Origin of the sequence: Sphingomonas canaveralia (assembly GCF_047238125.1) — a bacterium.
Lineage (GTDB): Bacteria > Pseudomonadota > Alphaproteobacteria > Sphingomonadales > Sphingomonadaceae > JBDFMH01.
This window is the reverse complement of the sequence record NZ_JBDFMH010000001.1, coordinates 533,317-559,170: the sequence shown is the minus strand read 5'-3', so window position 1 is coordinate 559,170 and position 25,854 is coordinate 533,317. Positions and strand designations below refer to the sequence as shown.

Here is a 25,854-nt window from a genome sequence, read left to right as displayed (position 1 = left end):
TGCACAAACGATCATCTATGCTCTTTTATCGCCCGCGGCCATTTTGGCCGTGGGGATGTTTGATTCGCGTGCAAGCGGATGAACATAAAGGGAGGATGTGATGGGGAATTTGTTGCGGGGCGCCACGCGCGCCTTGGGTCCGGCTGTCGGTTGCCTGTTGGCGGGCACCAGCACGATGGCCCTGGCCCAGACTGATGCCGCACCGAACGAAGCGCCGCCATCCGCCGCCCAAGGCGTGACGCCGACCGATCCTGCCGCTCCTGCTACGCCCTCCCCCGCCGCCGGGCAGGCTACCGGGCTTGAGGATATCGTCGTGACGGCCCGGCGCGTGGCCGAGTCGCTGCAGGAAACCCCGGTCGCCGTCACTGCCTTCTCGGCGGTTGCAATCGATCGCAAGTTCGCGACCGACATCCGCGCGCTGGCAGGCGATGTGCCGAACGTCGTCATCACCAACGTGCCCGGCTTCAACGCCGCTTCGATCGGTATCCGCGGCCAGTCGACCGGCGACATCATTTTGACGTTCGAACCCGCGATCGGCGTTGTGGTCGACGATTTCGTCCTTGCCCACGTCCAGACCCAGCTGTTCGATCTTTTCGATATCGAGCGGATCGAAGTGCTGCGCGGTCCGCAGGGCACGCTGTTCGGCAAGAACACCGTCGGCGGCGTCGTCAACGTCATCACCAAGCGGCCTGAAAAGGATTTCGGCGGCGAAGTGCGCGTCGGTTATTCCAGCTTCAACACCCGCGAAGCCAAGGCCGCGATCAACATCCCGCTCGGCGAAACGCTCTTCTTCCGCGCCGCGGGCTCCTATCTCAAGAGCGACGGCTACTACCGGCTCACCAAGAACAATAATGTCGATGGCATCTCGGGCGTGCCCGGTCGCGGCCAGCGGATCGGCGGCAGCGAATATTTCAGCGGGCGCGCGAAACTGCTGTGGGAACCGGGCCCCGATACCAGCATCATGGCCACCTACGAGATCCTGCGGGATCGCGGCGACTCCCCGCCAAGCGTGAACGAGACGCCGCCGGGCTTCCTGTTCGACGTCGTCGGCTTCCCCGGGATCCAGACGACCGGGCAGAGCCCGTTCAACACCGGCACCACGCTGTGTCGCGGCAATGCGATGGATCAGGGCACGACCGCCGATCCCACCTGCCCGGGCACGCTGCTCGGCCACCGGATCGATGTCGACGGCGGCTATCTGCGCGGCGAGCACAAGGTGGATGGCCTCGGCGCGTTCACGCTGGTCGGTGGCTATCGCCGCGTCAAATCGATCCTGCCGTCAGACTATACCGGCGAGAACGCCTATCTGTTCGTCTCCACGCGTGACGACGTCCGCAAGCAGTACAGCCTGGAAGGCCGCTTCTCGTCCGATTTCTCGGATGTACTGAAGTTCACGGTCGGCGCGATGTACTGGGGCCAGAAGCTCGATCTGACGGCGACGTCGCTGCTCGGCTTCCTGCGCTTCCTGGGCGATCCGACCGCGCTGACCGATCCGAACATGTCCACCGGCGGCTACAAGGTCGATAGCTACGCCGCGTTCGGTGAAGCGGAATACAAGATCTCCGAGCCTTTCTCGATCTTCCTCGGCGGACGTTACACCAAGGAAGAGAAGAGCTTCTCGGTCCAGCCTCAGGTCCGCCGCTCGGTCATCGCGACGGGCTTCTGGCCGGAATATTCGGACAGCGCCAAATTCTCCAAGCCCACCATTCGCGCCGGCTATCGCTGGGAGATCGCGGACGGGGTGAACAATTATTTCACCTACAGCCAGGGCTACAAGTCGGGCGGCTATAACGAGCAGGCGATGTCCGCCACCTCGGCGCTGCCGTTCCGCGAAGAGACCGCCGACAGCTTCGAACTTGGCCTGAAGACCGAGACCGCGGATCGCCGGCTGCGCTTCAACGCTGCCGCCTTCTTCGTGAAGTATGACGACCTGCAGCGCGATGCCGTGGTGCCCTTCATCGATCCGATCACCGGCCTGCCCGGTCAGGAAACGCGGACGACCAACGCCGGCAAGGCGGAAGTCTACGGCCTGGAACTGGAAGCGAGCGCGGTGCCAGTCGACGGCCTCACGCTGGGCGCATCGGCCGGCTTCCAGAAAGCGAAGTACAAGGAGTTCTTCACCGACATCGACGGCAACGGCACCAACGAGGACGCATCCTTCCTGAAGCTGCGCAACGTGCCGAAGTTCACGGGCAATGTCAGCGCGAACTATGAATTCCCGCCAGCGGCGTGGGGTACGCTCAGCCTGAATGCCGATCTGAACTATCAGTCCGAATATGAATCGGTCACGCTGAATGCGCCCTTCACGCAGGGCGAGGCGCGCACGCTGGTGGGCGCGAGTGTCCACTGGACCGATCCGAGCGACAAGTACCGGGTGTCGGTCTTTACCCGGAACCTGCTGGACGAGACGTATCGCGTCTCGGCCAATTCGGTCGCCGGGCTGTTCAACTTCACCAACTATGCGCCGCCGCGGTCCTTCGGCGTCGAGCTGTCGGCGAAGTTCTGATCGATGGACGCGCCGTCCTCATCGCTGCCCGGATTACCGGTCAAGTCGATGGGGGCGGCCGATTCCTTCCGGCACCAGATCGAATGCGAAGCTGATCCGCTCGGCATCGCCGCCGAATGGCAGCGTCGCATGCCAGAGATAGGATGGGAACAGGATCATCCGGCCGGGGCGCGGTGCCATGGTCCGGATGGTCCCGCCCCCACCCAGCCGGTCGGGCAGCGCCCCGATCGCGAACCAGCCCGCCTCGCCGTCGTCGGTCGCGGCGGGCAGCGTCGGATAATAGACGCCCGACAGCCAGTTGGGCGCATGGATATGGGGATCGACAGCACCGCCCGGCGACAGGATCGTGCCCCACATCGTCAGCGACCAGCGTTCCGGCCTCGCCATCAGAAAGGCGTGGTCGCCGGATCCGATCGAAACGATCCGCTCCGCCAGCGCGTTTCGCGCGAGAGCGGCGAGCGCGGCGATCGCAGGTGTGTCGGCATTGGTGAGCTCGTCGCTCTGGCGACCGCCGCGCGTGACCAGTCCAGCCGGCTCGAACGTCAGCGACGGATGCGCGCGAAGCTCGGCTTCGAGGGCGCGGTTGAATATGTCGATCGAGGCGAAACCCATCACCGCATCGATGTCGTGAATGCTCACGAACCGGTCGACCGCCATCAGCGCATCGCGCATCTCGGCCTGCCCCAGCCGATCGAGCGCAGCGCAGCGCAGCGCCAGCGGCGTGGTGACGGTCGGCAGCGCTGCGATCAACCGATCGAGCACCGGCAACGCCTCCGCATCGCGACCGGCGGCAATCAACGCGGTCGCCAGGTTCACGCCGATCGGATGATTGATCGGTCCCCGCGCGAACGCCTCCCGATAGATTTGAATCGCGGCTTCGCGCTCGCCGCTTCGCTCGAGCAGCCCGGCCAGCTGGTTGGCGGCCCGCGGGTTGGCAGGATGCAGACGCTGCATCTCTCGCGAAAGCGGCTCGGCCTTTTCGGCGTCCCCCGCCGCGATCAGCGCATCGATCAAATTCAGCGTCGCTTCGATGTGGCCGGGGCGGATTGCCAGCGCCCGACGATAGGCATCGATCGCCTCAGCCGCCCTGCGCTGCCGGACGAGCGCCACCCCCAGGCTGTTCCAGGCCTCGCCATGATCGGGTTTGGCGGCCACCGCCTGGCGCAGCACGCGCTCGGCTTCCGTCGCCCGTTCGGCCGCGATCAGGCAGGATCCGAGATTGGCCAGCGTCACCGCCGCGGCCGGCCGGATCGCCAGCGCCGCCTCGAACGCCGCGATCGCCTCGGCGAAGCGACCCGCCTGTTTCAGCGCGATCGCGTGGTTGCCGATCCGCGCCGGGTTGGCGGGGTCGGCGTCGCGCGCCTGGCCGAATGCCGCCACCGCTTCCGCCGCATCGCCGGTCCGCTGGGCCACCAGGCCGCTCAGCGTCAGAGCATCGGCATCGTGTGGATCGCGCGCCAGCAGCCGTGCGATCACCGGGCGCGCAGCCGCGGGATCGCTGCCCTGCGCCAGCCGCGCCGCTTCGTTCAGCATATCACCCGCCATCGGCGAAAGGTCCCTACCCCATGATCGGCCTTCTCATGCACGTTCGCACCAAGCCCGAAAAGTCAGATCGCTTCGCCGCGCTGACCGCCAAGCTGCAGCAGGACGTGCGCGCCAACGAGCCTGGCGTGCCGGTCTTCCAGGTGATGCGGCAGGTGGATGATCCCGCGATGTTCGTGTTCACCGAGGTGTTCGTCGATGAGGCCGCCTTCGCCGCGCACCCCGACATGCCCTATCATCAGGCGATGTCCGCCGCAGGGTGGGATTGCGTCGACGGCCAGCCGGAAATCGTGCGCTACACGCCGCTTTCCGATGCCGACATCGCGGAGCAGGCGGCATGATCGCCCTCGCCAAGGTCGCAGGGTTCGCGGCGGCGCGGAAAGCGGGATATAGTGCTGGAACGGAGAGCTTCGTGAACGCAGATCGGACCGCAGCATGAGCCGCTTCGCCGGACAGGTCGCGCTCGTCACCGGCGGAACGTCGGGGATCGGCGAAGCCGTCGTCGCGCAGTTCGTCGCCGAAGGCGCCACCGTCGCGATCCTGTCGAACGCGCCGCAAGCCGAGCTTGATGCCGCGGTTGGCGCGGGCAAGGCAGCTGCGGCGCGGCAGGTCGACATCGCCGATGCCGATGCAGTGGCCGCCGCGGTCGCGTCGCTCGCCGACGAGCTCGGCCCCGCGCACATCCTCGTCAACAATGCTGCCACATGGGCGCCGAACCCGGTGCCGGAAAGCCCGATTTCGCTGTTCGATCTCCATATCGATGTGAACCTGAAGGGCACATTCTATGTCACGCAGGCGGTGCTGCCGGCGATGATTGCGCGCGGCGAAGGCCGCATCGTGTTCGTCAGCTCGGTTAGCGGAACCGCGGGCCGTTCCGGCGACAGCGCCTATTCGGCGTCCAAGGCCGGCGTCGCGATGCTGGCGCGCACGCTGGCCGCCGAACAGGGCCCCAAGGGCATCCGCATCAACTGCGTCTGCCCCGGCGCGGTGGCGACGCCGCTCACCGCCGGGCTGCGTACGCCCGAAGGCGAACATGCGATCGCCGCACTGATGGCCACCCACCCCTCGCCGCGACGCGATTTCTTCATGGCGCCCAGCCAGATCGCCGACCTGATCCTTTACCTCGCCAGCCCGCAATCCAGCGCCGTCCACGGTGCGGTGATCGCAGCCGACGAGGGCCTGACCGCGACCATGTGATTTCTGACCGGGAGACGACCGATGACGTACGAGCATGATGCCGGCAAGCAGGGCGACCTGATCGTCAACATCGCCGATGCCCGCCCGCACGAACTGGGCCAGGGCACCACCATCCGCCTGCTGCGCTACAGCGAGGAAACGGGGGATTGGGTGCTGTGGGTCGAGATGCAGCCCGGCGCCACTTTCGCGCCGCACTGGCATCTGGGCCACGGTTCGTACTTCGTCACCAAGGGCGAGCTGATCTACGATGTCGGCTCCGCACCTGCCGGCACCTATGGCTATGAACCGATCGGCTCGCGCCATGCCGAGGCGCGCTGCGAGCAGGTGACCGAATATCTGTTCATGGGCCACGGCGCGGTTGCGTTCACCGATGAGGAGGGCGGCGTCCGCTTCATCCTGAACCATGAATTCCTGCGCGATCTGTCGAAGGGCGCGCTCGTCGCCGACGTGTCGAACGAGGGCGCGGAAGCCGAGCAGCACCGCGAGGCGGCATGAGCGCGGTCAACCCGCGTATCGCTCGGCTGCAGCAGATGATGGCGGCCGAAGGGCTCGACGCGGCCGTGCTCACTCATCCGCACGACGTGCGCTACGCCACCGGCTATCATTCGGTGCTGGAACGCTGGACCCAGATGGAGCCCTATGCGGCCGCGATCGTGTTCGCCGATTCCGCCAAGCCGACCATCCTGGCGATCCCGGAAGCCAATCTCGGCATCGTTGCCGTGCTCAACAAGAATGGCGAGCAATGCGATTATGACGAGCTGCGTACCTTCGATCTGCTGAACTTCTGCGAGGTCGGCCGCTACATCGATCCCGATCGCAACGGCGGCCAGCTGGCCGAGGATGCCGGCGCGCTGGCAGGCGCGATCCGGGGCGAATGCCAGCCCGATATCGCAGCGGCGATCACTCGCGCGCTGGCCGATCACGGCATGGCCGGCACCACTATCGCGTTCGACGAGCATCGCGTGTCGGCCAAGGTGGCGCCTGTCGTTCCGCACGAGTATCGCGATGCGCTCGATTTCATGATGCGCGTCCGTGTGGTTAAGACGCCGGAGGAGATCGCGCGCTACCGCAAGGTCGGGCTGATGGCCGATCGCGTTATCGCGCATGCCGGCTCGCTACTGCACGAAGGCGTCGACTGGAACGATGTTCAGGCCGGCATCTGCGATTTCATGGTGCGTAACGGCGTAATTCCGGTCGACGAAGGCGCGATGCTGTTCGGCGGCGCCTATGACGAGGATGATTTCACGCCCGATCTGTTCCGCACCGCCGGCAAGCGCCGGCTGCGGCAGGGCGATATCGTAATCCTCGAGACGCAGGGCGTGCTCGACGGCTTCTGGATCGACATCAATCGCACCGCGGTGATCGGCCAACCTTCGGCGGATTATCAGCGGCTGCACGATGTGCTGCGCGACGGCTTCCTGAAGATGGTCGATCAGCTCCGTCCCGGCGTGTCCACCCATAGCCTGCCCGCGATCGGCTACGAACATCTGAAGGCCGCCGGCATGCCGACACCCGAAAAGCTGCTGACCGTGGCGCACGGCATCGGGCTGATGCCGCTGGAAATCCCGCTGCCCTATCCCGCCGCCGGCCTGGCCGGCGTCAAGCAGGGCTTCGTGATGGAGGAAGGCATGCTGATCAGCCTCGACAGCCTGTTCTTCGGCGCGAAGCTCGGCCCCTGCCACATGGAGAATGTCTACGCGATCACCAGCGACGGCCCCGAACCAATGTACGCCGCGCCGCTGGAACTGATCGTCGCCGAAACCGCCCCCGCCCGCGAACCCGCGCTGGCCTGAGAGGACAAGCATGACCGATCTGAGCAACGACCGCAGCCTCGAGAAATATCGCCGGATGCTGCGGATCCGCGCGTTCGAGGACAAGGCGGAAGCGATCCATGCGCAGGGCGAGATCCCTGGCGCGCTGCACACCTATGCCGGGCAGGAAGCGTCCGGCGTGGGTGCCTGCATGGCGCTGGGTGATCAGGATTATATGGTCGGCACCCATCGCAGCCACGGCCACCCGATCGCCAAGGGCGCCAAGCTGCGCCCGCTGATGGCCGAACTGCTCGGCAAGGTCACCGGCATCTGCAAGGGCAAGGGCGGATCGATGCACCTGTCCGATTTCTCGGTCGGCAGCCTGGGCGAGACCAGCATCGTCGGCTCGGGCGTGCCAGTCGCGGCCGGCGCTGCGCTGGGCTCCAAGCTGAAGGGCGATGGCCGCGTCGCGCTCTGCTTCTTCGGCGATGGTGCCACCGGTGAAGGCGCGTTCCACGAGGGCATGAACCTGGCCGCGGTATGGAAGCTGCCGGCCATCTTCGTCTGCGAGAATAACGGCTATGCCGTCTCCACCCCGGCCGTCACCCATGTGCCCGTCAAGGATGTCGCCGATCGCGCCAAGGCCTACAACATGCCCGCGATCATCGTCGACGGGCAGGATGTCGATGCGGTCGAGGCCGCGGTTGCGCAAGCGGTCGAGCGCGCCCGCACCGGCGGTGGCCCGACTCTCGTCGAAACCAAGACCTATCGCTACGCCGATCATGCGGTGAACATGGGCCGCATCCTGCTCGACCGCGGCGACGAGGTCGATCGCTGGCGCAAGCGCGATCCGATCACCCTCTATCGCGAGAAGCTGCTGTCGCAGGGCGTCGCCGCGGCCACGCTCGACGCGATGGAGAAGGAAGCAGCCGACGAGGTCGAGGACGCGCTCCAGTTCGCGCGGGACAGCGACTATCCGACCCAGGCCGATGCGTTCGACGATGTCTTCGCCGATCCGCTGCCGGTCCCCGATTTTCTGACCGCCGCCTGAGCGGACCCGAGGAGCAAGTCCCGATGGCAAAAGCCACCTATCTCGAAGCGATCCTCCAGGCCCAGCATGAGGAGATGACCCGCGACGATCGCGTGTTCATCATGGGCGAGGACATCATCTGCAACGTGTTCGGCACCACCACCGGCTTCGTCGATGCGTTCGGGCTGGAGCGCGTCCGCGATACCCCGATCTCGGAGAACGGCATGGTCGGCGCGGGCGCGGGCGCGGCGATGGTCGGCATGCGGCCGATCGTCGATGTGACGCTGTCGTCGTTCCTGTATCCGGCGATGGATCAGATCATGAGCATCGTCGCCAAGTCGCGCTATATCTATGGCGGCCAAGCCAGCCTGCCGATGGTGATCCGATCGGTGCTGTTCTACGGCAATTCCAACGCCGCGCAGCATAGCGACCGGCCCTATTCGATGTTCATGAACGTGCCCGGCCTGAAGATAATGGCGCCGTCCACCGCTTATGACATGAAGGGCATGATGAAGGCGGCGATCCGCGACAATGATCCGGTGCTCAGTTTCGAGGACAGCATCTGCTGGTCCAGCAAGGACGAGGTGCCCGACGACGTCGATTTCCTGATCCCGCTGGGCAAGGGCGATATCAAGCGCGAGGGCACCGACATCACCGTCGTTGCCATCGCAGGCGGCGTGCCAACAGCACTGAAGGCCGCAAAGAAGCTGGCGGCCGAGGGCATCTCGATCGAAGTGGTGGATCCGCGCAGCCTGGTGCCGCTGGACAAGGACCTGATCCTGAAATCGGTCCGCAAGACCGGCCGCGCGATCATGGTGGACCCTGCGCATCAGACCTGTAGCGCAGCCAGCGAGATCGCGGCGCTGATCGTCGAGCATGCGTTCGATGCGTTGCGCGGCCCGGTGCTGCGCGTCTGCACCGCCGATACGCATGTGCCGTTCAGCCCGCTGATCGAAAAGCCGCTCTACCCCACGGTCGATCGCATCGTCGCCGCCGCCCGCCAGCTGGTCGGCGCACCGGCGGGCGCCGGCGCGCAGCCGGTGCCGGCCTGATCCATCGCAACAAGGACGAATTTGATCATGGCGAATATGAAAGTGCTGCTGCCCCAGTTCGGAATGGGCATGCAGGATGGCGAGATCGTGCGCTGGTTGAAGGCAGTGGGTGACAAGGTAGAGCAGGGCGAACCGCTGCTCGAGGTGGAAGCCGCCAAGACCACGGTCGAAGTGCCCTCCCCCGGCACCGGCACGCTGACCGAGATCGTCGCCGAGGAAGGCGAGACGGTCGACGTGCGCGCCCATATCGCCACGATCGCGGTCTGATATGGCGGCGGCGGGGGCACGACCACGGCGCTGGCGGCTGATCGGCGGCATCCTCGTGCTGCTGATCGTGGCGCTGGCCGCGCTCTGGTGGCGGATCGCCAATCCGCCGCTGCCCCCGCTCATCATCCCCGGCAATCAGCCTGCGCAGACCGCGTGGGACCAGTGGGGCGCCACTGCCGGCGGCACGCGTTACACCGATGCCGGCCAGATCGTGCCTGGCAACGCGATGCATCTGAAGGTGGCCTGGCGCTATTCAACTGGCGAGCTCGGCCGCCGCCCCGAGTCGATGCTGGCGGACAGCACCAGCGAGACGACCCCGATCCTGGCGGCCGGATCGCTCGTCACCTGCACGCCGTTCGCGCGCGTGATCGCGCTCGATCCCGCCACGGGCCGCGAGAAATGGGTGTTCGATCCCAAGATCGATCCCAACTTCAAGCTGCCGGACCAGTATATCTGCCGCGGTATCTCGCAGTGGCGCGATGCCACGCTGCCGCCCACCGCGCCCTGCGCCACGCGCATCGTCCTCGCCACCGTCGACATGCGGCTGATCGCGATCGATGCGGTCAGCGGCCGCACCTGCGCCGGCTTCGGCACCGGGGGGACCGTCAGGATCGATCCCGGCCCCGTCCACCATCTCGGTGAAGTGAAGCTCGCCGGCCCGGCCGCGATTTCGGGCGACAGCATTGTCGTGGGCACGATGGTGCTCGACAATGTCCGCTCGGCGGCCCCGCGCGGCATCATCCGCGCGTTCGATGCGCGCTCGGGCCGCGAGATCTGGACGTTCGATCCGATCCCGCAGGAAGGCGGATCCGATCGCGACTGGATGGGTAATAGCCGCCGCACCACCGGTGCCGCCAATGTCTGGTCCGTGATCGCCGCCGATCCGGCGCTGAACATGGTCTATCTTCCCACCTCTAGCGCCTCGCCCGATTATTATGGCGGTCTGCGGCCGGGCGACAATCGTCATGCCAACAGCGTCGTCGCGCTCGATGCGCGCACCGGCAGGCTGGTCTGGGCACAGCAGCTGATCCACCATGACGTGTGGGACTATGACACCCCGGCCCAGCCCACGCTGATCGATATCGATCGCGGTGGCACTCGCATTCCCGCCCTCGTTCAGCCCACCAAGCAGGGCTATGTCTTCGTGTTCGATCGGCGCACCGGCCGCCCGCTGTTCCCGATCGACGAGGTGCCTGTGCCGCAGGGCGGCGCGCCTGGCGAATGGCTGTCCCCCACCCAGCCGCGCCCGCGCCTGCCCCGCCCGATCGCGCCGCAATCGATCAGCTCCGATCAGGCGTGGGGCTTCACGCCGTGGGATCGGGGCAAGTGCCGTGATCTGATCGCGAAATATCGTAGCGAAGGCCTGTTCACGCCGGTCGGCCTGAAGGGCACGATCACCTATCCGGCGGCATCGGGGGGTGCCAACTGGGGCGGCGGCGCGGTCGATCCGCAGCGCCAGATCTTCTATATCAACACCACGCGGGTCGCGTCCGTCATAACGCTCAAGCCGCGCGGCTCGGGCGCTGGCGGATCCGTCAAGGTCACCAAGACCGAGGATGTCTCGCCGATGGCGGGCACGCCTTATGAAGTGAAGCGCGAATGGCTGCTGTCGCCTTGGGGCGCGCCGTGCACGCCGCCGCCCTGGGGCGGGCTCACCGCGATCGATCTGAGGACCGGGCGGACGCTGTGGGATCGGCCACTCGGCACAATCAATCACGAAGTGCCGGTGCCGCTGCCGTTCGATCTGAACCAGGGCACGCCCAATATCGGCGGCCCGGTCGCCACCCGCGGCGGCGTGCTGTTCGTGGCCGCCACGATGGATCGCTATCTGCGTGCGATCGAGATGGCGACCGGGCGTGAGATCTGGCGCGATCGCCTGCCCGGCGGCAGCCAGACGACACCGATGAGCTATATGGCGAACGGGCGCCAATATGTCGTGATCGCATCCGGCCAGCATATGTGGTTCCAGACGCCGCGATCGGACGAGATCATCGCCTATGCTTTGCCGGTGAAATCCGCCCCCTGATCGCGTGCGGCGCGGTTGGCGGAGGCCGCCGCGCCGATCGCGCTCATCCCCAGCGCACGGTGCTTCTCGGCAAGCAGCGCCAGATGCGTGTCACGTGCCGCACCATCGAGCGCGATCACCGCGCTCTTCAGAAAATTGGCGTGCAGTTCGAGCCGGCAGGCATCATTGTCGATCGTACCCACCGCCCAGCGATGGTAGATCACATATTCGGTCGCGACGAGTTCCTGCGCGATCCGCTCGAGATCCAGCGCGCGTGTCGCGTGGCCCAGCGCGATCTCGCGATCCAGCCAGTTGCGGAAACGGTTGTAGGCGACCGATCCCAGCTCGCGGATCGCATCCGGGCGGGGCTCGGTCGAAAAGAAGAAGCCGATCACGGTGCGGCCATAGAGCAGGTCTCGGTTCATTTCCGAGACCATCCAGTCGAGCTCGTCGAACACCGTCTCGATCGTATAGGTCTTAGCCCGCCGCGCGATCGCCAGCCGCACCTCGCGCAGCCGATCGTGCACGGTGGCGAAGATCACGCCTTCCTTGTCGCCGAACAGCCGATACAGCGTCCGCGGCGCGACCCCGGCCTCGCGGCTCAGCCGGCCGATCGTCAGCGCAGGCACCCCGCCCTCGCCCAGTATCTCGTGCGCCCGGTCGACGATGCGCTGGCGGCGCTCGGCCATCGCGGGGCTCGAATATTTCTTGCGCCCCGAACGGCTTGGCAGCGCGGATTGATCTGACGGTTCGGCCATGGCCCGCTCATGGCAAGCGCTGCGGCCCCGCGCCACCGCTAAGTTTGCGTGATCAGCGTGCGCCTGCGCGTTCCGCCTGCGCCCAGGCCAGCGCCGCCAGTTCGGGGAAGGAGTCTGCGCGCTGGCGGGCCTGCGCCGATGCAGCGGTGCCCCGGATCACCCGGCCCTTGATGCCGTGGATGATCGCGGCGAACCGGAAGAAGTTGAACGCCGCGTAGAGGTCGTAGTCGGGCATCCCGTCGATCCCGCGGCGCGCGCAATATGCAGCCAGATACTCCGCTTCGCTCGGAATGTTCAGCGCCTTGAGGTCCGCCCCGCCCAGCCCGGCCACCAGGTGCGGTGGCATCCGGTACATCATCGCATGATAGGCGAAATCGGCACCGGGATGGCCCAGAGTCGACAGTTCCCAGTCCAGCACCGCCAGCACGCGCGGCTCGGTCGGGTGGAAGATCATATTGTCGCAGCGAAAATCGCCATGCACGATCGCAGTCTCGTCGCCGGACGGCACATTCGCCGCCAGCCATTCCACGGTGCGATCCATGTTCGGGTCGCGCCCTGCTTCGACATCTTCCAGATATTGGGTCGACCAGCGCTTGATCTGCCGTTCGAGATAGCCGCCTGCGCGGCCATAATCGCCCAGCCCCACGGCGTCCGGGTCGATCCCGTGCAGCTGCGCGATGGTGGCGTTCATCGCATCGAAATAGGCCGGCCGCTCGGCGTTCGACACTTCGGGAAAGGTCGCATCCCAGAAGATGCGGCCTTCCACCATGTCCATCACGTAGAACCAGGTGCCGATCACGCTGTCATCGGTGCACAGGCCGTGCACGCGCGCCACCGGGAAGTCCGCCCTGGCGAGACCGGTCAGCACCTTGGCCTCGCGCTCCACCGCGTGGGCGCCCTTCAACAGCTTGCCGGGCGGCTTGCGGCGCAGCACATAGGATCGGCCGGGCGTGACCAGCTTATAGGTCGGGTTGGATTGCCCGCCCTTGAACTGCTCCACGACAAGCGGGCCGGCATAGCCCTCGACATTGTCCTGCATCCATCGGTCGAGCGCCGCCTCGTCGAAGCGGTGCGCCTCGCGCACGGGGGTGGTTCCGGTATTGGCGTCGGCGTCGATGCTCATGCCTGGGATTCACGCCAGTCGCGCTTGATCTTCTTGGCCAGGCTCCATTTGTGGACTTCGGTCGGCCCGTCATAGATGCGGAAGGCGCGGATCTCGCGGAAGACCGTCTCGACCATCGTATCGCCGCTGACCCCGGTGCCGCCCATCATCTGCACGCAGCGGTCCGCCACCCGCATCAGCGCTTCCGATACCGCGACCTTGGCCATCGAGCTTTCGGCCGTGCCCAGCGCGCCCGTGTCCAGCACGTCCGCGCACCAATCGGTCATCAGCTCGGCCTGCTTCAGGTCGATCATGTTCTCGGCCAGCATGAAGCCGACGCCTTCATGATCGATCAGTGGCTTGCCGAACGCATGGCGGCGATTGACATAATCAACCGCGATCTCCTGCGCACGGATGCATGCGCCCGTCCACCGCATGCAGTGCGACAGCCGCGCGGGCGAGAGCCGCACCTGCGCATATTTGAAGCCTTCGCCCGAATGGCCCAGCATCTGGTCCGCCGGCACGCGCAGATTGTCGATCGCGATGATCGAATGGCCGCCCGGCATCGATCCGTCGATCGTGTCGAGCACGCGTTCGATCCGGATCGCGGGGTCGGGCAGATCGACCAGGAACATGCAGGCGCCGTCTTCCGACTTCGCCATCACGATGCCGACGATTGCGCCCTTGGCCCCGGTGATGAACGCCTTGCGGCCATTGATCACCCAGTGGTTGCCGTCCTTGCGGCAGGTCGTCTGCATCATCGACGGGTCGGATCCCGCCCCGCCCTCGGCCGCCGGCTCGGTCATGAAGAAGGCGGACCGGCCCTTGCCCTCGACCAGCGGCTTCAGGAACCGCTCCTTGATTTCCGGACTGCCGACCTTGCCGAGCAGATACATATTGCCTTCATCGGGCGCGGCCGTGTTGCACGCGATCGGCCCCAGCAGCGAAAGGCCGCTCTTGCGCAGCACCATCGCGGTCTCGCGCTGGTTAAGATGGCCGCCATCGGCCAGGATGTGCGGCGAAAGCACGCCAGCCTCCCGCGCCCTGTCTTTCAACTCGACGACCAAGTCCTCGAGCGGGCCGTGCGCATCGCGACGCGGATCGCTTTCGTAAGGAATCACCACCTCACGCACGAACCGCTCGACCTTGTCAGCGATCTCGGTCGCGCGCTCGATCCCCACGCCGTTCATCGTGCGCTGCTCCGGCAGGCGTTCGGATCGGTCATGGCTTGGATCTCCCTCATAGGCGGGCCCCAAGTCCTATGCGCGATCCGCCGCGTCAATCCTGCGCAAAGGCAGAGGCGCTATTCCGCCGCCATCGCCAGCGGCTCCTCGACAAAGCCTTCCAGCACCTGCTTCACCGCGAGTCCCTCGGGGATATTCTCCGCGCCCAGCCGCCGGTCGATCTCCTCGTGGAACCAGTAGATCCGGCGCTCCTGATAATTGATCATCATGCCGGTGAAGGCTTCGCTGTCGAGCGACTTCTGGATCGGCGCCAGGTTCTGCATGTCCTCCAGCATCACGTCATGGAAGATGCCCAGGAACGTGTCCCAGAAGGCGGGCCGCGGCGCATCGCCCCAATCCGGCGCGACGTACACCGCCTCGATCTCAGTCTGCCCGCGTCCGCGCGGCCAGAAGAAGATCAGGGGGAAACCGGTCGGCTCCACCGGGGTGATCAGGTTGGGGAAGACGCAATAGGCGGTGTTGTTCAGTCGATAGAGGTCAGGCATCGACGGGATGTCGGGCGCGCCTTCGAATTCGACGAAGTTGATGCCCTTGTTCATGTTCTTGCGCGTCGCCATCCGCGAATGGCCACCCGGCATCAGCCCCATCGCCGCCGCCTTGCTGTCCAGCATGATGCCGGCATTGGTCGGGTGGATGGTGTTGATGTGATAAACTTCGAGGAAGGCATCCATCGCCGCCTTCCAGTTGCAGTCGACCACATAGCGTTCGATGTGCACGGTGCGCAGGCCGTCCATCCCCACGCAGGCCAGTTCGTCAACCAGCGGGCCGAGATGTTCGGCCAGCGGCGACGCATCCTTGTCGAGGTTGATAAAGGCCAGCCCGCCCCATTCGGCGCAGGCCACTTCCAGCAGGCCGCGATCGGCCTTGTTCAGACAGGCGAAGTCGCGCTCGTCGGGCACGCCGATCAGCTTGCCGTCCAGCCCGTAGGACCAGCTGTGATACTGGCAGCGGAGCAGCGTGGTGCGGCCCTGTTCCTCGCGCACCACCGGCGCACCGCGGTGGCGGCAGGTATTGTAGAAGCCGCGCAGGATACCGTCGCGCCCGCGCACAAGGATGATCGGCACACCCAGCTTTTCGAACATGCGGTAGCTGCCGGGCTCCTTCAGATCCTCGGTCCGCCCCGCCGGCACCCAGGCCTTGCGCCACACATGCGCCTGTTCGGCCGCAAAGAAATCGTCGCGCGTGTAGCGGCCGCCGGGAATCTCCGGCAGCGCCGGGAAGTCTGCCGGCGGCGCATCCCGCCTCGCTTCCCATTCGATCCGTTCGGCAACCCGGGTCCCGATGTCCATGCCAACCTCCTTCAGAGCTTGATATCGCGCACCGGATCGGTGCCATCGAACTTCGCCGCTTGGCGGGCGACATAATCATAGAAGCCGGTCAGCGAAGGCACGCCTTCGTACAGCTCGATGAAATGGCCATATTGCTTCACCGCATCCATCATCAGGAAGGTGAAGCCATCCATCATCTCTGCATGCAGCGCGCAGGCCATGCCGGCTTCCTCGAACCGCGCGCGCGCCGCCGCCAGATCGTCCACGATCAGCGCGACATGGTGCATCCCTTCCTCACCGTTCGGATACATGTCGCGGAAGACGGACGGGCCCGGATCGTTCTGCTGCACGAACTCCACCATCAACGATCCCCACTGGCCGTAAGCCGAGCTGTGATCGAGCTCGCCTGGCGTCCCGCGATAATCGGCGCGCCGCACCTGGATATGCTCGGCCACGAAGAACGGGCCTGATCCATACAGCGCGGAATGGCGCGCCGCCGCCGCGCGCACGTCGTTCACGAAATAGGCGATCTGGCGGATCGGGTGGCCGGCGATCATGCCGCCACCTGCGCGCTCAGATCGGCCGCGCCGCGCGCGCCCATCAGCAGCTTGCCCGCCTGCGCCGCCAGGAAACCGTCGGCGGCCGGGTCGGTCCGCGCCCAGTCGATCAGCTCGCGCCGGTCGGCGATCCGCCACGCCCCGGCGCGCCGCTCGTAGCGGTCCACATAGCGGCCGCACACCAGCAGATCCTTGTCGGCACCGTCCTCCACGATCCGGTGCCAGGCGAGGAAATAGAGCTCGCCGGTCGCGCGATCGCCATCGATCGAGATGCTGTGCTGGCCCATCAGGTGCTGGCTCCCCTTGCAATCACCGAGAAAGCCCTGTGCGAACCCGACGAAACCAGCGGCATCGCCGGCAAACAGCCCGCAATCGACATGGGCATCATCATGAAAGGCACTGTGATGCAGCTCGGGCAGCAGCCGATCCTGCCCGCGCATGTACCGCTGGCAGGCCGCGGCGATGTCGCGCCGCGCGGCCAGATCGCGCACTTCGGCCTCCAGGTCGAACCCGCTCACCGCATCGTCTCCCCATTGTCGATCACCAGCGTCGTTCCGGTGATCTGGCGCGATTCCTCGGATGCCAGAAACAGCACCAGATTGGCGACGTCCTCTGGCTTGCCCTGCCCCTGCGCCTGGATCTGGGCCATGCCGTCGCCATCGTGCGGCAGCTGCTCCAGCGCCTGTCGCGTCATCGGCGTGTCGTGCGCACCGGGCGCGATCGCGTTGACGCGAATCGCGTATTTCCGGTCCTGGCAATGCACCGCGATGCTGCGGGTCATCCCGATCAGCGCCGCCTTGGCCGCGCTGTAGGCGGCGAGCACGTCGATCCCCTTCAGCCCGCCGACCGAAGAGACGTTGACGATCGATCCCCCGCCCGATTTCGCCATCGCCGGGATGCCATGCTTGCAGCCCAGGAACGTGCCCTCGACCATCACCTGCTGGTGCAGCCGGAACTCCTCGAGGGTGCACTCCTCAACATTGGCGAAGCGCACTAGCCCAGCATTGTTGACGAGGATGTGGAGCCCGCCGAACTGCGCCACCGTCTCGGCAATCACCTGTTGCCAGCGCGCCTCGTCGCGCACGTCATGTTCTAGGAACAGCGCGCCGGGGATCGCCGCGGCCGTCTCGCGGCCCATCGCGGCGTTCATATCAGTCAGCACGACCTGCGCGCCTTCCTCGGCCAGTCGCTTCGCGTCCGCGGCGCCCAGCCCGGACGCCGCACCCGTGATCAACGCAACCTTGCCTGCGACCCGCCCCATCATCCGCTCCCTCTACTCGCGTGCCAGTCGCACGTCGGCTTCGGGATAGCGCATCCAGCCCTGCGCATGGTCCTGCCAATAATGCGTAGTCGGAGCCAAGTCACTGGTGTCGTCCAGCGTGCCGCCCTTCACAAAGATCACGCCCTGCCCTTCGGCGCGCGGCGTATCTGTGATCACCGGCGATCCGCATTCGGGGCAGAATCGGCGATAGACGTCCTGCCCGCTCGACCCGCGATCGGTATAGGTCTTGAGCGTGCCATCCACCGCCAGCGCGTCGCGCGCGAACACCAGCACCACCGAGACTGCCGATCCCGCCTGCTTCTGGCAGTTGCGGCAGCTGCAGGTAGCCTGCGCCAGCGGCGGCCAGGCCGCGCGGTATCGCACCGCGCCGCACAGGCAGCCGCCGTCGCGGGTCTCGCTCATGCCGGGCGGATCGTCAGCACGGTCAGGCTGCGGCTGGCGAACTTCCACTGGCCGTCCTGCTTCACCCACTCGTCGTCGTAGCGATTGATCCAGCGTTCCCACTTGCCGGTGGTGTCGGCATTCATCTCGTCGGTATAGGTGTGCCCGGTCGCTCGGTCGCCTTCCACCGTGATCGCGCCGCAGCGCTGGAAGTTGATCTGCTCGGGCCAGCCCGGCATCGCATCCACCCACGCCTTCAGGATCGCGTCCTTGCCCTCGACCCGTTCCATACCGGGGATGGCGGGCAGCTTCCACACCGCGCCGTCCGCCCAGTTGGCGATCCAGGCGTCGGCGTCACGGCGGGTCACCGCATCGCCATAGCTGGCGACCAGCTCGTGGATCGCGACACGGTCTTCGAGCGGTCCGGTGAAAGCCATCAGCGTCGTCCCTCCAGATAATCGTTCAACACTTCGTGGAAACGGCGGACCCGGCTCTCCTGGCCCGACAGATACGGATCCTCGTAACCGCGCGAATGGAAGCCCATCTGCTGCGCCACCGCGACCGACAGGTCCTGATCGATGAAATCGCCGAGATGGTGGCCACCGCTGCTGTCGCCGTAGGTGGAGCATTCATGCTCCGCCTCCTCGTAGGGCCGCATCCCGTAGACCGTCGCCACCTCGTCCTGCCCCTCGATCCGCGGCACCATGTACCAATAGTCGAAGGTGCACCATTCGGGGTCGCTCGCCAGCGGTTCGGTCCGGAAGAAATGCACGCCATCGGGCGTGCCGGTGATCGTCACGTTGGGAAACAGCGTGTGGTGGAAATAGTCGGTCAGTTCGTCGTCGAGCATCGCATCGAAATAGGTGCAGCCGCGCGCGCCGCCCTGCGCGCGCTTCGCGGCCTGCAGCGCGAGCCGCCCGTCCCGCGCGCGGCCCTCATAGGCCTTGGGGTCCAGCCCCCAGTCGGACAGCATCATCTCCCACACCGGCTCCACCATGTTGGGGAAATCGGCGCGCATCGATGGCTGGCCCTGTTCGATCATTCGGTTGTGCCCGTTCGGGAACATGTCGAACCGAGTGTTCTTGTAATCCTCGTCGATCATCTGTCGCATCTGCGGATGCACGGTCGGCAGATGATAGCTCTCGTTGAAATTGTCGGGCGAGAATTTCCAGTTGGTATTGACCGTCACCGTCCGCCACACCACCCGCACCATCTCGTCGAGGTTGCGGCCAGCGAACAGCGTCGGGATCGGGTCGAGATAGTCCAGCAGCGGCTTCGCATCCGGATCCATCGAATACCAGACGAAGCCGCCCCAGGTGGCGCAGGGCACTTCCTTCAGGCGCAGCTTGCCGCACGGAGATCCTTGCGGGAAATCATCCTCGTCCTGCACCGCCTTCAGCACGCCATCCAGCCCATAGAGCCAGCCATGATAGGCGCAGCTGATCCCTTCGGTCACGCCGCCCGCCTCGGTCCAGGCCAGCCGGTTCCCGCGGTGGCGGCAGCTATTGTAGAAGGCACGGACCGATCCGTCCTCCTGACGGACCATCAGCACTGATTCCTTCAGGAAGTTGTGAACGATGAAGTCGCCCGCTTCCTCGAGCTGCGCCATCCGCCCGCCGACATGCCAGACGCGGGTCCACATGCTGCGCCACTCGGCTGCAGCAAAATCGCGCGAGAAATAGCGTTCGGCAGTGATCGGATCGCCGCGCAACGGCTTCTCGCCGCCATCGGGCGCGGTCGGAAAGGTCGGTGCGGTCGGCGGCTTTTCGTGCAGCATGGATCGTCTCCCTGCGAGAATTTCAAGTCGTGCTCCAACCGCCATCTACGGTCAGGCAGGAACCGGTCGTCAGCGAAGCCGCGTTGCTCGCCAGATAGGCGACCGCCGCGGCGATCTGGTCGGGCCGGATCGGCTTCTTGATCAGATGGACGGACAGCACAGCATCCCACGCGTCATCCACCGTACCACCGATCTGCTCGGCCAGTTCGGTCATCGAATGCTGCACCATCTTGGTATCGACCGCGCCGGGGCAGACGGCGTTCACGGTGATGGCATGCGGCGCCAGTTCGGCCGCCATCGCCTTGGTCAGCCCGACGACGCCATGCTTGGATGCGCAGTAATGGCCGAAGTTCGGCGTGCCGATCAGCCCCGCGACGGAAGCGATGTTGATGATCCGTCCGCCCCCGCGCGCGATCAGGTGCGGTGCCGCTGCCCGGCTGACCTTGAACACGCCGGTCAGGTTGATGGCGATCACCGCATCCCAGGTGGCGTCGTCGATCTCGTGGGTCGGGCGGCCGCCACTCAAAATGCCGGCATTGTTGACGATGATGTCGAGCCCGCCGAATTGATCGACCGCGGCAGTCACGAACGCATCGATCGCGGCCTGATCGCGGACGTCGCAGGCTGCGGTCAATATCTCCGCACCCTCGGCGCGCAACGCCTCTGCCTCCGCCTCCAGCGTGTCCGATGTAGCGAGCGGATAGCCGACCGTCGCCAATTCGCTCTGCCCGATATCGGACATCGCAACCTTCGCGCCGCCCCGGGCCAGCGCCTGCGCGACTGCCAGCCCCTGGCCGCGCGCGGCACCGGTGACGAGCGCCACCTTGCCCGTGAAATCGCCTTGCATCGGCTCTCCTGTTCCGCCGCCCCTTGATGAGGCGTACGATGGCGAAGGGGTGCGCCCCGCCGCCTGCGCGTGCCACTCTACCAAAGCGCAGGTTGGCCGCCACCGCTATTTATGACAGGTGTTGGAAAATTATCGCGAGAGGATGGCCGATGAACGCTCCCGAAAGGTTTCCTGCCCCCGGTGCCGCGCGCTGCCCCGGTGCCTCGACCGTGCAGGAAGTGATCGCGCGCGATCCCGATGCCGATCGTCTGCCCGCCTCCTACCGGCTCGACAGCTATTCCTTTCTGGGCGACCGCGACATTCCGTACGAACGCTACACCGATCCCGGCTTTTTCCAGCTGGAGATGGACCGGATGTGGTCGCGCACGTGGCAATGGGCCTGCCGCGAGGAACATGTCGCCAATCCGGGCGACTATTATGTCTATGATATCGGCCCGTGGTCGCTGATCATCACGCGCACGGACGCGGGCGAGATCAAGGCCTATTACAATGCCTGCCTGCACCGCGGCACCAAGCTGAAGCCCAGCTTCACCGAAGGCTGGAGCCCCAAGCTCGCCTGTCCCTTCCACGGCTGGACCTGGAATCTCGAAGGACAGCTGAGCGAACTGCCCTGCGCCTGGGATTTCCCGCACGTCGATCAGGCGAAGTTCAGCCTGCCCGAAGCCCGCGTCGGCACCTGGGGCGGGTTCGTATTCATCAATCTTGATGATGATGCCATGCCGCTGGAGGAGTATCTTGCCCCGCTGCCCGATCACGCCGCGCATGCGGGCATGGAGGATCGCTACGTCGCGCTGCATGTGCAGAAGGAATTGCCCTGCAACTGGAAGGTGGCTTCCGAGGCGTTCCTCGAAAGCTATCACACCCCCGTTACCCATTATCAGCTGCAGAAGGGCACGGGTGATATCAACACCCAATATGATACGTTCACACCCCATGTGAACCGGCTCTTCAGCCTTGCCGGCGTCGCCAGTCCGACCGCAGGGCCCGGCGTCAGCCAGCAGGAAATCATCGACACGATGGTGCTCGGCGACCGCTCGACGCTGGGCGATGCGCTGACGGTGCCTGCCGAGGGTTCGGCCCGCACCGTGATGGCCGATTACTTCAAGTCGGTGATCAAGGCCGGCGGCAAGGATCTCGACGATCGCTCGACCAGCGAGATCATCGATACCGTCGGCTATTTCGTGTTCCCCAACGGCCATTTCTTCCTCGCGCCGTCCTTCCCCATCGTCTACCGGTTCCGGCCGCTGGGCATGGACCCGACCAAGGCGCTTTTCGATCTGCTGCTGCTCGCCCCGCTGCCGCCCGGCGGCCGGCCCGATCCTTATGAAGCGGTGCGGATCGGGATCGAGGACAGCTACACCACCGTCCCCGGCGTCGATGCCGCGCTGGGCGAGATCTATGATCAGGACACCGGTAACATGGGCTGGATGCAGGAAGGCATGGCCGCATCGAAGAAGCGCACCGCCACCTTCGCCAACTATCAGGAATCACGCATCCGCCACATCCACCAGACGCTCGACAGCTATCTCGACATCGCCCCCGGCGATCCGCGGTCCGCGATCGGCTGATGCCTGCGATCGTCGATCATGATCTGCGCCGCAGGCAGGTGATCCGCATTGCCGCGCGGCTGATCGCGGGGGGCGGCCTGGCCGCGGTCAGCGTCCGCTCGATCGCGCGCGAGGCGGGCTATTCGACCGCGATCGTCAGCCATTATTTCCGCGACATGCGCGAACTCATGTTGGCGACGTACCGGTTCGCGATGGAAGAGACGATCGAGATCGCCCGCCGCCGCCGCGATCGTGGCGAAGGGCTGGTCCGCTGCCTGGAAGCGATCCTGCCGATCGACCGCCGCCGGCGCGACAATTGGAAGATCTGGTTCGCCTTCTGGGGCGCGGCGATGGCCGATCCGCTGTTCATGGCCGAACAGCAGCAGCGCGGCCGCGAGGCAAAGGCCTTCTTCGCCGAACTGATCGCCGCGGCCGGCGGCATTGCCGAAGCCGGCGTGCGTGACGATCAGGCCCGCCGCCTGCTCGTGATGGTCAGCGGCCTCGCCACCCAGGCCACCTACGACCCGGCAGAATGGCCCCCCGCCCGCCAGCGCACCTTGATCGAAGCCGAAATCGCAGCGCTCGGCCTGACCGAACCGAGCGAAGCCCAACGCGCGGCCTGAAGATCCTCCCACACCGGGGGAGGATTTGGCTCACAGCGTCAGCCCGCCGTCCACGACGAACGAGGCGCCCGTTGCGAAACCGGCTTCGTCCGACACCAGGAACGCTACCATCGACGCGATATCCTCGGGTTGGCCGAGATGGCCGATCGGGTGGGTTTTGATCAGGTCTGCGCGGAATGCGTCGACATCCCCCGTCTGCAGCCCCGCCTTCTCGATCATCGGGCTTTCGATCGCGCCGGGGTGAACCGTGTTGCAACGGATCGGATAGCCCTTCTCGCCACAATAGAGCGCGATTGATTTCGTCATCAGCGTCACGCCGGCCTTGGCGGCGTTGTAGGCGACCAGCCAGCCGCTGGCCTTCAGTCCCGATGCCGACGAGATGTTGACGATTGCGCCGCCGCGCGTGCCCATCGCGCGCACCGCCGCCTGGCAACCCAGGAACGGTCCGCACAGATCGATGTCCAGCTCGTTGCGGAACGCTGCGTAGCTCAGATCCTCGATCGAGCCGACCGTCGTGATCCCGGCATTGTTGACGAGGATGTCGAGCGGGCCGAACCGCTCCTGCGTCTCGGCCACCACGCGGGTCCAGTCCGCTTCCTGCGTCACGTCATGCTGCAGGAAGGCGCCACGATTGCGGGCTCCGGCCGCGGCGGCGCCGTTGGCGGCGTCGATATCTGTCGCGATCACGGTCGCCCCCTCGGCATCCAGCCGCGCCGCGATCGCCGCGCCCAGCCCGGATGCGGCCCCCGTCACGATCGCGACCTTGCCGTCAATTCCCAGCATCGTCCGTCTCCTCAATGCGCCGTGAAGCCGCCGTCGATCACCAGTTCCGATCCGGTCATGAAGCTGGCGGCGGGCGAGCACAGGAAGACGATGCCGCCCGCAATCTCCTCCGACTTGCCCCAGCGGCCGAGCGGATGCTGCGCATCCACGCCCGCGCGCGCCGTCTCCACGTCGGGGGCCGCCCCCAGCCGCACATAGGCTGCCAGGATATCTTCCATCATCCCCGTCTCGATCCCGCCGGGATGCACGGAATTGACGCGGATATTGTACTTCAGCGCCGCGAACTCGAGCGCGGCGCTCTTGCTGAACAGCCGCACCGCGCCCTTGCTGGTGCAATAGGCGGCCATGAACGGCGCACCGCCCAGCCCACCTATAGACGAGAGGTTGACGACAGAGGCCCCGCCTGCCCGGTCCTTGCCGGCAATCTTCAACAGCGGCAGCGTCGCCTGCAGGCTCAGCAGCAGGCTATCCACGTTCACGCTCATCTGCCGGCGCCATTCGGCGATGCTGTTTTCCTCGATCGTGCTGATTGTGGCGATCCCGGCATTGTTCACAAGGCAGTCGAGCCGGCCCCAGCGCTGCTCGATCGCGGCGGCCACGCGTGCCCAGTCTTCCGCGTCCGCTACGTCATGCGCCAGGTTGAGCGTGCCGCAATCGGGCGCGCGCAGGTCGGTCGCCACCACTTCGGCACCGGCATCGATCAGCGCGGCCACCGTCGCCGATCCGATGCCGCCGCCGGCACCCGTCACCAGCGCAACCGCGCCGTCCATCACGTCCATTTGCCCGATCCCTATTGTGCGGTGTAGCCGCCGTCGACGACGAGCTCGGACCCCGTCATGTAGCTGGCATCGTCGGAGGCGAGGAAGGCGACGACCGCAGCGATCTCGCTCGGCTGCGCCAGTCGGCCGATCGGCGTGCTCGCCTTGTAGAAATCCTTTTCCTCCTGCGTCGAGCTGTCGCGCAGCAGCGGCGTCTCCACGAAGCCGGGATGAACCGAATTGACGCGGATCGGCAGCTTGGCCGCGGCGAATTCCAGCGCGGTCGATTTGGTGAACAGCCGCACCGCGCCCTTGCTGGCGTTGTAGGCGCTGACGCCTGGCAACGCGACGAGGCCCATGATCGATGAGATGTTGACGATCGCCGCCCCGCCGGACCAGTCCGCGCCGCCCTTGCCCAGCATCTCGGCACAGTGCTTGGTCGCGAGAAACACGCCGTCCAGGTTCACGCGCAGCGTCTTGTGCCAGTCGTCGAGCGACATCTGCGCGACAGGATTGACCCCGCCGATGCCGGCATTGGCGACCAGGATGTCCAGCCGGCCGAACCTGTCCCGGATCGCCGCGATCGCCGCTTTCCAGTCGGCTTCGTCGCCCACGTCCAATTTCACATAGCCTGCCTTGCCGCCCAGCGCGGCCAGGTCGTCGTCGGCGCTGTCGGCCAGATCGGCGATCATCACCGATGCGCCGTCGGCGAGCAGCCGTTCCGCGATCGCGCGGCCGATCCCCTTCTGGCCCCCGGTGACGAGCGCCACCCGCCCTTCGAGCCGGCTCATACGCCCATCATCCCGGCGGTCGACGCGCCGTCGATCGCATATTCGGATCCGGAGATGAATGCCGCCTCGTCCGATGCAAGGAACGCGACCAGCGCCGCCACTTCATCCACCTGCGCCATCCGGCCCAGCGGTGCCATGCCGTTATAGGCCGCCCGCGCCGCATCGGGATCGGGCTGCTTGGCGATGATGTTCTTGATCATGTCGGTTTCCACGACCCCGGGGTGGATCGAATTGGCGCGGATCGGCGTGCCCTGGTTGGCGCAGTGCATCGCGACCGATTTGGTCAGCGCGATCAGCGCGCCCTTGGTCGTGGAATAGGCGATGAAGTTGCCCATCGGCTTGTAGGCCGACATCGACGAATTGACGATGATCGATCCGCTGGGGCCGCCCGGATTGGCGCGCATCGCCTTCACTGCCGCCTGGCAGGTCAGCATCACGCCGGTCAGGTTCACTGCCACGATCCGTTCCCAGCCGTCGATCGCGATCGATTCGACGCTGCCGTCGCCGCCCTCGATGCCGGCATTGGCGAATGCGATGTCGAGCCGGCCATAGCGCCCGATGATCTTGTCCATCAGCGCGGGCCAGCCGGCGGCGTCCTCCACCTTGGCCGCCTCGAAATCGGCGCCGGTCGCCTCCGTCACCTTCGCCGCGGATTCCGCGTTCGATCCGGTGAACACCACCTGCGCGCCGTCCGCGGCCAGCCGCGCGACCGTCGCCGCGCCGATCCCCCCGGTGCCGCCTGTCACCAGCGCCACCTTGCCCTCCAGCCTGCGCATCCCGTCCCGC

27 protein-coding genes are annotated in these 25,854 nt (G+C 66.1%); 11 read left to right on the top strand and 16 right to left on the bottom strand.

All coding sequences use genetic code 11. The features are described 5' to 3' along the window. The first annotated feature begins 100 nt into the window (after positions 1-100). Positions 101-2,506 carry a TonB-dependent receptor gene (locus ABC347_RS02730; protein ID WP_413244254.1) on the top strand — a complete coding sequence of 802 codons (2,406 nt, stop codon included), beginning with the start codon at positions 101-103 and terminating at the stop codon, positions 2,504-2,506. A 33-nt stretch (positions 2,507-2,539) separates the two neighbouring features. Here ABC347_RS02730 and ABC347_RS02725 read toward each other — a convergent pair whose 3' ends face one another. Continuing rightward, a complete protein-coding gene (locus ABC347_RS02725; RefSeq protein WP_413244253.1) occupies positions 2,540-4,051 on the bottom strand; it encodes a tetratricopeptide repeat protein in 1,512 nt (503 codons plus the stop codon). 20 nt (positions 4,052-4,071) lie between these two features. Here ABC347_RS02725 and ABC347_RS02720 point away from each other — a divergent pair, with 20 nt between their 5' ends. The 8 genes from ABC347_RS02720 to ABC347_RS02685 all read left to right on the top strand — a co-directional run bounded on the left by ABC347_RS02720 (position 4,072) and on the right by ABC347_RS02685 (position 11,371). Beyond that, on the top strand, positions 4,072-4,389 hold the full coding sequence (locus ABC347_RS02720) for a putative quinol monooxygenase (RefSeq protein WP_413244252.1): 318 nt from the start codon (positions 4,072-4,074) through the stop codon (positions 4,387-4,389). Positions 4,390-4,483: 94 nt separating this feature from the next. Next, positions 4,484-5,245 carry an SDR family NAD(P)-dependent oxidoreductase gene (locus ABC347_RS02715; protein WP_413244251.1) on the top strand — a complete coding sequence of 254 codons (762 nt, stop codon included), beginning with the start codon at positions 4,484-4,486 and terminating at the stop codon, positions 5,243-5,245. Between the two features lie 21 nt (positions 5,246-5,266). Further along, positions 5,267-5,740 carry a cupin domain-containing protein gene (locus ABC347_RS02710; RefSeq protein WP_413244250.1) on the top strand — a complete coding sequence of 158 codons (474 nt, stop codon included), beginning with the start codon at positions 5,267-5,269 and terminating at the stop codon, positions 5,738-5,740. Further along, entirely contained in the window at positions 5,737-7,038 is a 1,302-nt protein-coding gene (locus tag ABC347_RS02705) for a M24 family metallopeptidase (RefSeq protein ID WP_413244249.1), read from the top strand. Before ABC347_RS02710 ends, ABC347_RS02705 begins: the two co-directional genes overlap by 4 nt. Positions 7,039-7,048: 10 nt before the next feature. Then, the gene (locus tag ABC347_RS02700) at positions 7,049-8,047 is read left to right on the top strand and encodes a thiamine pyrophosphate-dependent dehydrogenase E1 component subunit alpha (protein ID WP_413244248.1); all 999 of its coding nucleotides are present in this window, start codon (positions 7,049-7,051) and stop codon (positions 8,045-8,047) included. A gap of 23 nt (positions 8,048-8,070) precedes the next feature. Next, the gene (locus ABC347_RS02695; RefSeq protein WP_413244247.1) at positions 8,071-9,078 is read left to right on the top strand and encodes an alpha-ketoacid dehydrogenase subunit beta; all 1,008 of its coding nucleotides are present in this window, start codon (positions 8,071-8,073) and stop codon (positions 9,076-9,078) included. A 27-nt stretch (positions 9,079-9,105) separates the two neighbouring features. After that, positions 9,106-9,345, top strand: coding sequence for a biotin/lipoyl-containing protein (locus tag ABC347_RS02690; RefSeq protein ID WP_413244246.1), 240 nt, complete (start codon positions 9,106-9,108; stop codon positions 9,343-9,345). 1 nt (position 9,346) lies between these two features. Next, entirely contained in the window at positions 9,347-11,371 is a 2,025-nt protein-coding gene (locus tag ABC347_RS02685; protein ID WP_413244245.1) for a pyrroloquinoline quinone-dependent dehydrogenase, read from the top strand. Here ABC347_RS02685 and ABC347_RS02680 read toward each other — a convergent pair. The 11 genes from ABC347_RS02680 to ABC347_RS02630 all read right to left on the bottom strand — a co-directional run bounded on the left by ABC347_RS02680 (position 11,341) and on the right by ABC347_RS02630 (position 20,566). Continuing rightward, a complete protein-coding gene (locus tag ABC347_RS02680) occupies positions 11,341-12,108 on the bottom strand; it encodes a TetR/AcrR family transcriptional regulator (protein ID WP_413244244.1) in 768 nt (255 codons plus the stop codon). The two genes, ABC347_RS02685 and ABC347_RS02680, sit on opposite strands and share 31 nt — an antisense overlap. Before the next feature lie 52 nt (positions 12,109-12,160). Beyond that, positions 12,161-13,231, bottom strand: coding sequence for a phosphotransferase (locus ABC347_RS02675; protein WP_413244243.1), 1,071 nt, complete (start codon positions 13,229-13,231; stop codon positions 12,161-12,163). After that, entirely contained in the window at positions 13,228-14,400 is a 1,173-nt protein-coding gene (locus ABC347_RS02670) for an acyl-CoA dehydrogenase family protein (protein WP_413244242.1), read from the bottom strand. The genes ABC347_RS02675 and ABC347_RS02670 overlap by 4 nt, the downstream gene beginning before the upstream one ends. Before the next feature lie 113 nt (positions 14,401-14,513). Next, the gene (locus tag ABC347_RS02665; RefSeq protein ID WP_413244241.1) at positions 14,514-15,743 is read right to left on the bottom strand and encodes an aromatic ring-hydroxylating oxygenase subunit alpha; all 1,230 of its coding nucleotides are present in this window, start codon (positions 15,741-15,743) and stop codon (positions 14,514-14,516) included. Between the two features lie 11 nt (positions 15,744-15,754). Next, positions 15,755-16,279, bottom strand: a complete 525-nt coding sequence (locus ABC347_RS02660; RefSeq protein WP_413244240.1) for a VOC family protein — start codon at positions 16,277-16,279, stop codon at positions 15,755-15,757. After that, positions 16,276-16,797: a nuclear transport factor 2 family protein gene (locus ABC347_RS02655; RefSeq protein WP_413244239.1), complete on the bottom strand. Its 522-nt coding sequence runs from the start codon at positions 16,795-16,797 to the stop codon at positions 16,276-16,278. The genes ABC347_RS02660 and ABC347_RS02655 overlap by 4 nt, the downstream gene beginning before the upstream one ends. After that, positions 16,794-17,540: a glucose 1-dehydrogenase gene (locus tag ABC347_RS02650; protein WP_413244238.1), complete on the bottom strand. Its 747-nt coding sequence runs from the start codon at positions 17,538-17,540 to the stop codon at positions 16,794-16,796. Before ABC347_RS02650 ends, ABC347_RS02655 begins: the two co-directional genes overlap by 4 nt. A gap of 12 nt (positions 17,541-17,552) precedes the next feature. Next, on the bottom strand, positions 17,553-17,963 hold the full coding sequence (locus ABC347_RS02645) for a GFA family protein (protein ID WP_413244237.1): 411 nt from the start codon (positions 17,961-17,963) through the stop codon (positions 17,553-17,555). After that, positions 17,960-18,379 (bottom strand): nuclear transport factor 2 family protein, encoded by a 420-nt coding sequence (locus tag ABC347_RS02640; protein WP_413244236.1) that lies wholly within the window; start codon positions 18,377-18,379, stop codon positions 17,960-17,962. Before ABC347_RS02640 ends, ABC347_RS02645 begins: the two co-directional genes overlap by 4 nt. Beyond that, positions 18,379-19,719: an aromatic ring-hydroxylating oxygenase subunit alpha gene (locus tag ABC347_RS02635; RefSeq protein WP_413244235.1), complete on the bottom strand. Its 1,341-nt coding sequence runs from the start codon at positions 19,717-19,719 to the stop codon at positions 18,379-18,381. Before ABC347_RS02635 ends, ABC347_RS02640 begins: the two co-directional genes overlap by 1 nt. A 22-nt stretch (positions 19,720-19,741) precedes the next feature. Then, positions 19,742-20,566 carry a glucose 1-dehydrogenase gene (locus ABC347_RS02630; RefSeq protein WP_413244234.1) on the bottom strand — a complete coding sequence of 275 codons (825 nt, stop codon included), beginning with the start codon at positions 20,564-20,566 and terminating at the stop codon, positions 19,742-19,744. 149 nt (positions 20,567-20,715) lie between these two features. Between ABC347_RS02630 and ABC347_RS02625 the strand changes: the two genes are divergently transcribed. Together ABC347_RS02625 and ABC347_RS02620 are read left to right on the top strand one after the other, a co-directional pair. Continuing rightward, a complete protein-coding gene (locus ABC347_RS02625) occupies positions 20,716-22,134 on the top strand; it encodes an aromatic ring-hydroxylating oxygenase subunit alpha (protein WP_413244233.1) in 1,419 nt (472 codons plus the stop codon). Next, a complete protein-coding gene (locus ABC347_RS02620; protein ID WP_413244232.1) occupies positions 22,134-22,736 on the top strand; it encodes a TetR/AcrR family transcriptional regulator in 603 nt (200 codons plus the stop codon). Before ABC347_RS02625 ends, ABC347_RS02620 begins: the two co-directional genes overlap by 1 nt. Positions 22,737-22,766: 30 nt before the next feature. Here the strand turns inward: ABC347_RS02620 and ABC347_RS02615 are convergent, their stop codons facing one another. From ABC347_RS02615 to ABC347_RS02600, 4 genes are read right to left on the bottom strand one after another with little or no spacing between them, the layout of a single operon-like run. Continuing rightward, positions 22,767-23,519 carry a glucose 1-dehydrogenase gene (locus ABC347_RS02615; RefSeq protein ID WP_413244231.1) on the bottom strand — a complete coding sequence of 251 codons (753 nt, stop codon included), beginning with the start codon at positions 23,517-23,519 and terminating at the stop codon, positions 22,767-22,769. Positions 23,520-23,530: 11 nt separating this feature from the next. Next, on the bottom strand, positions 23,531-24,298 hold the full coding sequence (locus ABC347_RS02610; protein ID WP_413244230.1) for an SDR family NAD(P)-dependent oxidoreductase: 768 nt from the start codon (positions 24,296-24,298) through the stop codon (positions 23,531-23,533). Positions 24,299-24,309: 11 nt separating this feature from the next. Continuing rightward, positions 24,310-25,068, bottom strand: coding sequence for an SDR family NAD(P)-dependent oxidoreductase (locus ABC347_RS02605; protein WP_413244229.1), 759 nt, complete (start codon positions 25,066-25,068; stop codon positions 24,310-24,312). Continuing rightward, positions 25,065-25,844: an SDR family NAD(P)-dependent oxidoreductase gene (locus ABC347_RS02600; protein ID WP_413244228.1), complete on the bottom strand. Its 780-nt coding sequence runs from the start codon at positions 25,842-25,844 to the stop codon at positions 25,065-25,067. The genes ABC347_RS02605 and ABC347_RS02600 overlap by 4 nt, the downstream gene beginning before the upstream one ends. Positions 25,845-25,854 lie beyond the last annotated feature (10 nt).

Excerpts from the sequence above, each read along its gene's own strand:
- ABC347_RS02720 (WP_413244252.1), top strand. The coding sequence starts at position 4,072 with ATGATCGGCCTTCTCATGCACGTTCGCACCAAGCCCGAAAAGTCAGAT.
- ABC347_RS02705 (WP_413244249.1), top strand. The coding sequence starts at position 5,737 with ATGAGCGCGGTCAACCCGCGTATCGCTCGGCTGCAGCAGATGATGGCG.
- ABC347_RS02610 (WP_413244230.1), bottom strand. The coding sequence starts at position 24,298 with ATGGACGTGATGGACGGCGCGGTTGCGCTGGTGACGGGTGCCGGCGGC.
- ABC347_RS02685 (WP_413244245.1), top strand. The coding sequence starts at position 9,347 with ATGGCGGCGGCGGGGGCACGACCACGGCGCTGGCGGCTGATCGGCGGC.
- ABC347_RS02700 (WP_413244248.1), top strand. The coding sequence starts at position 7,049 with ATGACCGATCTGAGCAACGACCGCAGCCTCGAGAAATATCGCCGGATG.
- ABC347_RS02670 (WP_413244242.1), bottom strand. The coding sequence starts at position 14,400 with ATGAACGGCGTGGGGATCGAGCGCGCGACCGAGATCGCTGACAAGGTC.
- ABC347_RS02600 (WP_413244228.1), bottom strand. The coding sequence starts at position 25,844 with ATGCGCAGGCTGGAGGGCAAGGTGGCGCTGGTGACAGGCGGCACCGGG.
- ABC347_RS02730 (WP_413244254.1), top strand. The coding sequence starts at position 101 with ATGGGGAATTTGTTGCGGGGCGCCACGCGCGCCTTGGGTCCGGCTGTC.
- ABC347_RS02645 (WP_413244237.1), bottom strand. The coding sequence starts at position 17,963 with ATGAGCGAGACCCGCGACGGCGGCTGCCTGTGCGGCGCGGTGCGATAC.
- ABC347_RS02710 (WP_413244250.1), top strand. The coding sequence starts at position 5,267 with ATGACGTACGAGCATGATGCCGGCAAGCAGGGCGACCTGATCGTCAAC.
- ABC347_RS02665 (WP_413244241.1), bottom strand. The coding sequence starts at position 15,743 with ATGGACATCGGGACCCGGGTTGCCGAACGGATCGAATGGGAAGCGAGG.
- ABC347_RS02640 (WP_413244236.1), bottom strand. The coding sequence starts at position 18,379 with ATGGCTTTCACCGGACCGCTCGAAGACCGTGTCGCGATCCACGAGCTG.
- ABC347_RS02690 (WP_413244246.1), top strand. The coding sequence starts at position 9,106 with ATGGCGAATATGAAAGTGCTGCTGCCCCAGTTCGGAATGGGCATGCAG.
- ABC347_RS02660 (WP_413244240.1), bottom strand. The coding sequence starts at position 16,279 with ATGATCGCCGGCCACCCGATCCGCCAGATCGCCTATTTCGTGAACGAC.
- ABC347_RS02725 (WP_413244253.1), bottom strand. The coding sequence starts at position 4,051 with ATGGCGGGTGATATGCTGAACGAAGCGGCGCGGCTGGCGCAGGGCAGC.
- ABC347_RS02650 (WP_413244238.1), bottom strand. The coding sequence starts at position 17,540 with ATGGGGCGGGTCGCAGGCAAGGTTGCGTTGATCACGGGTGCGGCGTCC.
- ABC347_RS02675 (WP_413244243.1), bottom strand. The coding sequence starts at position 13,231 with ATGAGCATCGACGCCGACGCCAATACCGGAACCACCCCCGTGCGCGAG.
- ABC347_RS02715 (WP_413244251.1), top strand. The coding sequence starts at position 4,484 with ATGAGCCGCTTCGCCGGACAGGTCGCGCTCGTCACCGGCGGAACGTCG.
- ABC347_RS02615 (WP_413244231.1), bottom strand. The coding sequence starts at position 23,519 with ATGCTGGGAATTGACGGCAAGGTCGCGATCGTGACGGGGGCCGCATCC.
- ABC347_RS02680 (WP_413244244.1), bottom strand. The coding sequence starts at position 12,108 with ATGGCCGAACCGTCAGATCAATCCGCGCTGCCAAGCCGTTCGGGGCGC.
- ABC347_RS02635 (WP_413244235.1), bottom strand. The coding sequence starts at position 19,719 with ATGCTGCACGAAAAGCCGCCGACCGCACCGACCTTTCCGACCGCGCCC.
- ABC347_RS02620 (WP_413244232.1), top strand. The coding sequence starts at position 22,134 with ATGCCTGCGATCGTCGATCATGATCTGCGCCGCAGGCAGGTGATCCGC.
- ABC347_RS02605 (WP_413244229.1), bottom strand. The coding sequence starts at position 25,068 with ATGAGCCGGCTCGAAGGGCGGGTGGCGCTCGTCACCGGGGGCCAGAAG.
- ABC347_RS02695 (WP_413244247.1), top strand. The coding sequence starts at position 8,071 with ATGGCAAAAGCCACCTATCTCGAAGCGATCCTCCAGGCCCAGCATGAG.
- ABC347_RS02630 (WP_413244234.1), bottom strand. The coding sequence starts at position 20,566 with ATGCAAGGCGATTTCACGGGCAAGGTGGCGCTCGTCACCGGTGCCGCG.
- ABC347_RS02625 (WP_413244233.1), top strand. The coding sequence starts at position 20,716 with ATGAACGCTCCCGAAAGGTTTCCTGCCCCCGGTGCCGCGCGCTGCCCC.